Annotated in this window: 3 protein-coding genes; all 3 read right to left on the bottom strand. The window is 73.5% G+C overall.

Annotation, left to right across the window (positions count from 1 at the left end):
• Window positions 1-85 precede the first annotated feature (85 nt).
• The 3 genes from ACTS11_RS04435 to ACTS11_RS04425 all read right to left on the bottom strand — a co-directional run bounded on the left by ACTS11_RS04435 (window position 86) and on the right by ACTS11_RS04425 (window position 4,926).
• The gene (locus tag ACTS11_RS04435) at window positions 86-853 is read right to left on the bottom strand and encodes an HpcH/HpaI aldolase family protein (RefSeq protein ID WP_442639136.1); all 768 of its coding nucleotides are present in this window, start codon (window positions 851-853) and stop codon (window positions 86-88) included.
• An 89-nt stretch (window positions 854-942) separates the two neighbouring features.
• Window positions 943-2,163, bottom strand: coding sequence for a FliM/FliN family flagellar motor switch protein (locus ACTS11_RS04430; protein WP_442639135.1), 1,221 nt, complete (start codon window positions 2,161-2,163; stop codon window positions 943-945).
• 78 nt (window positions 2,164-2,241) lie between these two features.
• Entirely contained in the window at window positions 2,242-4,926 is a 2,685-nt protein-coding gene (locus tag ACTS11_RS04425) for an ATP-binding protein (RefSeq protein WP_442639134.1), read from the bottom strand.
• Window positions 4,927-5,017: the final 91 nt, after the last annotated feature.

The following is a 5,017-nucleotide window of genomic DNA, read 5'->3' as shown; positions in this document are numbered from 1 at the left end:
GTTCTGCCGGGGACACGATTACAGGCGCAGCATCCCTCGGGATCTGGTCGGAATTTGGAAACGATTGTGGTCAATCCGCGGCAGATCAGCCGATCTCGCGGATCCCGGCCACGGCGCGCCGGGCGCCCTGCAGCATCCAGGCGTGTTCGGAGGCGATGAAGAAGCAGGTGACCCCGTGCGCGGCATGGAGCGCGCGGGCGCGCTCGGCATCGGCAACGAAGGTCATGTAGGCGCGGCCCGCGGCCCGCGCCGCGGCGCCGACCCGCGCGAGCGCCCGCTCGAGGTCGGGATTGTCCTGGGTCTGGTGGCCATAGCCCACCGTCAGGTCCGCGGGCCCGAGGAACAGCGCGTCGATGCCGCGTGTGGCGGCGATCTCCTCCACCGCCTCGACGGCCTCGGGGTCCTCGATCTGGGCGACGACGAGGGTTCCCTCGCGGGAGGCGGCGAGCAGCTCGGGCATGGTCCCGGTGCCGTAGCCCGCCCAGCGGGTCGAGCCGGCATAGCCGCGACCGCCCGCGCCGAAGCGCGCGGCGCGCGCCACCCGCGCGGCGGTGGCGGCGTCGATGACATGGGGCACGACGATCCCGTCCGCGCCCGCGTCGAGCGCCATGCCGATCTGCTCGGCGCTGCCGGAGGGCACGCGGACCAGCACGGGGAAGTCCGCGGCCCGCGCCAGCGCGCAGAGCACGTTGAGCGCGGCGCGGTCGAAGGGCGCATGCTCGGCGTCGAGGCAGACGAAATCGAGGCCCGCGAGGATCAGCACCTCGAGGATCTCGACCGCGGGGGTCTTCATGAAGGTTCCGGCCAGCGGCTCGCCCGCCAACGCCTTCGCCCGGAAATCGCCCGCACCCATCGGCCTGTCTCCCCTTGCCCTCGGCCACCCCGCGGTGCGGCCCGAGCGCAAGGTGGCGCGGCCTTCGGGCGAATGCAATGGCGCGGCGATCAGGTGCCGGGGAGGCCGGATGGGTCGAGGCCGAGGGGGACGTCCGCATCGCCCGCGGGACCGAAGCCCATCTCCGGCATCTCCCAGGGCGGCGGGGCGCCCGGCTCGGGCAGGGCGGCGGGCCCGGGCATCGCGGCGGGTTGCGGCGACCAGGGCTCGTCCTCGGGTAGGCCGGGGGCGGGAAATCCGGGCGCCGGAAAGCCCCGGGCGTAAAGGCCGGCCGCGGGAAAGCCGGACGCCGGGAAACCGGCGTCAGGGTAACCCGCCGGGGGGAGCGGTGCCGGGGCGGCGGAGGGCGCAGGGCGCGCATCGGCGGCGCCGGACCCGTCGGAAAGGCGCAGTGCGCGCCGCCCGCCGACCTGCCCGAGCCGCCCCGTGACCACGCGCCGCCCCGACGGGGTCTCGAGCGCGACCGAGGCGAGGGCGCCCGGATCGAAGCGGATGAGGTAGCCGGGCTCCAGCCGCTCGACCTCGCCGAGCGGACGCTTCACCCGCAGGAGGACCGCGTCGAGGTCCAGTTCCACCTCGCCCAGCGCGGCCTCGAGGCCGCTGCGCCACGTCTCCGGCTGTTCCGTGGGCTCCGTGCCGCCTCCGGGCGCGCGGCCCGTGCGCGGCACGGCGATCAGCGCGCTACCCCCCCGCTCGCCCCCGAACCGCAGGGCGGCGGTGAGGACGTGGTATCCATGTTCGGGCAGGAGCAGGTTGAGCTGCCGCCGGTCCGCGATCGGGCTGCCGTAGCCGAGCCTGTCGGCCCAGTCCCGGTCGCCGATCGTGTCGGTCTCGCGGGCGAAGGCGGCGAGCGTGATGTCGATGAAGTCGCGGGTGAGCGCCTCGTCGATGCGGGTCGAGGGGCGCGGCGGCAGCGCGGTCGCCTCGACCCGCCCCGTGGTCTGCACCTCGATCAGCGCATCGACCGCCCCGTGGGACAGCGCGAAGATCCCCCGCTTGCCGTCGCGATCCTCGAGCACGACGACGAGACCGTGCTCGGGCAGCGCCTCCGCCGCGTCGGAGAGGCTGGCGCCTTCGCGTACCGTCGTCTCGCCCAGCGCCAGTTCGAGGCCGCGGAAGGGCACGGCCGCGTGACGGAGCGCCCTGCCCCAGGCGCGGCCGAGCACCGGCGCCCGGTCGCGCGCCGCCTCCGCGCCGCGCCGGTGCGCGGCGACGACACGGGCGATGACGCCCCGCCCGGCAGAGGTCGCTGGGTCCGGTTCTTCGGTCATGCTACGGGTGCGGTCGGCCTCGATCCTTGTCTCCCCGTTCTGCCACGAGCGGGGTTAACACTGTCTCAACCGCGGCGCTCAGGCGGCGCGCAGCGCGCGCATCGGCAGGCGCACGCGGAACCGCGTCCCCCGCCTGCCCGGCTCGTAGCTGAGGCTCCCTCCGAGGCGCGCCATGATCTCGCGGCTGATGGCGAGGCCGAGGCCCGCGCCCGGAACGCCGCGCGCGGTGTCGAGGCGGGCGAACTTCTCGAAGATCAGCGCCTGCTGGCGCGCGGGGATGCCCCGGCCGTTGTCGGAAAAGAGGATGTCGACCGCGTCGCCCGCGCGGCTCACCTCGATGCGCAGTTCGGGCGCCTCGGCGTCGCAGTACTTCTGCGCGTTGGAGATGAGGTTGATGAAGACCTGCGCGAGGCGGTCCGCGTCTGTCAGGAGCACGACATCCTCGGCCTGACGGTCGCGCAGGATCGCGACGCGCCCCCCCTCCTCCAGCGCGCCGGCCGCATAGGTGGCGCGGTCGAGCACCTCCGACAGGCGCGCGGGCGCCTCGTTCAGCGACACGCGGCCGTTCTCGAGCACGCTGAGATCGAGCAGGTCGTCGAGCAGCCGCGTGAGCCGCAGGCTCTCGTCGTGGATGATCCGGCTGAAGCGCGCGCGCCCCGCGTCGTCCAGCGCGTCCGACTGCATCAGGATCTCCGAGAAGGAGCGGATCGAGGTCATCGGCGTGCGGAGCTCGTGGCTGATCTGGCTGAGGAAGGCGTCCTTCTGGACCGACAGCTCGGTCAGCTTCTGGTTGGCCTCGCGCAGGCGGGCGGCGGTGCGGGCGAGCTCGGCGGACTTGGCCTCGAGCTGGCTGGAATACTCCATGATCTGCGCCGTCTCGTCGGCCACGGCGAGGAGGTCGCGGACCGACACGCTGGCGCCCCCGGTGATCTGGGCCACCATCGCGTGTGCCGTCGCCGCGCCCACCGACCCGGCCAGCTCGCGCTCCAGCCGCTCGAGGAAGTCGGGCGTGGGCTCGGGCAGCGCGCCCTCCCGCCCCTGCCGCCGCGCGGCCTCCTGGAAGAGGCGCCCGGCGCGGCCCGCGCCGAGGATGCGCTGCGCCATGGTCAGCAGGTCGTCCGCCGTCCCCGCCGCCCCGCGCCAGCCCAGAAGCGCGCGGGAATGGTCGTAGACGTTGACGAACTGCGCGCCCTGCAGCCGCTCGAGCGGGCTCGGGAACGAGAAGAGCGACCCCGTGATGAACATCAGCGTGTTGAGCCCGAGCGACAGGATCATCGCCGTCAGCAGCGGGTCGGTCGCCTGCAGGCCCAGCGGCGTCGCGGGGCTCAGCCACGAAAGGCCGAAGGGCCCGGCCTCGAGGATCGAGGGCATCAGCCCGCCCGTCTCGGCGATGTTCGGCAGCAGGAGGAGCCAGGCCCAGATCAGGAAGCCCGTCCCGATGCCGAGCGCCGCGCCGGTGCGCGTCGCGCCCCGCCAGAGGATGCCGCCGAGCAGCGCGGGCAGGATCTGCGACACGCCGAGGAAGGCGATGAGACCGATGGCCGCCAGCGCCTCCGCGCCCCCCGACAGGCGGTAGTAGCCGAGGCCGAGAAAGAGGACGCCGCCGATCGACAGGCGGCGGGCCATCAGCGCCACGCGCCGCATGTCGCCCGACATCGGGTCCTCGTGCCGCGTCGCCCGGAGCCAGAGGGGCACGAGGATGTGGTTCGAGACCATCGTGGAGAGCGCCAGCGCCGCCACGATCACCATCGAGGTCGCCGCCGAGAAGCCGCCGAGAAAGACGAGCAGGCCGAGCGCCTCCTGGCCGAGGCTCAGGGGCACCGTCAGGACGAAGAGGTCCGGGTTCGGCCCCGCCCCCGGCAGGCTCAGCCCGACGACCGCGATGGGCACGACGAAGAGGCTGATGAGCAGCATGTAGAGCGGAAAGGCCCAGCCCGCCGTGGCGAGGTGCCGCTCGTCCGAGTTCTCGACGACGAGGACCTGGAACATGCGCGGCAGGCAGAGGATCGCGAAGGCCGAGAGCGCGGTGAGCCCGAGCCAGCGCGCCCCGTTCCATTCGGCGCTCGCAACCGGGCTCGCCTCGATGCGGGCGATCATGTCGGCCGGGCCGTCCGCCACGCCCCAGACGACGAAGATGCCCACCGCGAGGAGCGCGAAGAGCTTCACGATGGCCTCGACGGCGATGGCCGAGACGAGGCCCGGGTGCCGCTCGTTCACGTCGAGCGAGCGCGTGCCGAAGACGATGGTGAAGAGCGCGAGGCCCGCCGCGACCCACACCGCCGTCTGCTCGGCGTCGGGCGCGCCGAGCGCTCCGGGCCGGGCGAAGACCGAGAAGCTGAGCACGACCGACTGGAGCTGGAGCGCGATGTAGGGCGTGGCCCCGATGACCATGAGCACCGTCACCAGCGCCGCGAGGCCGCCCGACTTGCCGTAGCGGCTCGAGATCATGTCGGCGATGGAGGTGATCCGCTGCGCCCGCCCGATCCGCACCATCTTCCGCAGGAGCCAGAACCAGCCGATGAAGACGAGCGTGGGCCCGAGATAGATCGTCAGGAACTCGAGCCCCGAGCGCGCCGCCGAGCCCACCGCCCCGTAGAACGTCCAGGCCGTGGTGTAGATCGACAGGCTGAGCGTGTAGGTGATGGGCGAGTTCAGCCAGCGCGCCTTGCCCTCCATCGCGCGTTTCTCGGCGAGGAAGGCCACGCCGAACAGCCCCGCCACGTAGAGGACGCAGACCGCGACGAGGCCGTCGAAGCTCAGCATCTCAGGCCCGCGGCTCCCGCTCGCGCCCCTCGTCCGGCGCCGGATCGGCCTCGCGCGGCTCGGGGCCGCTCTCGGGCAGGCCGTCGGCCAG

Origin of the sequence: Roseicyclus sp. (genome assembly GCF_052168335.1) — a bacterium.
Taxonomy (GTDB): domain Bacteria; phylum Pseudomonadota; class Alphaproteobacteria; order Rhodobacterales; family Rhodobacteraceae; genus Roseibacterium.
This window is presented reverse-complemented; position numbering and strand designations above follow the sequence as displayed.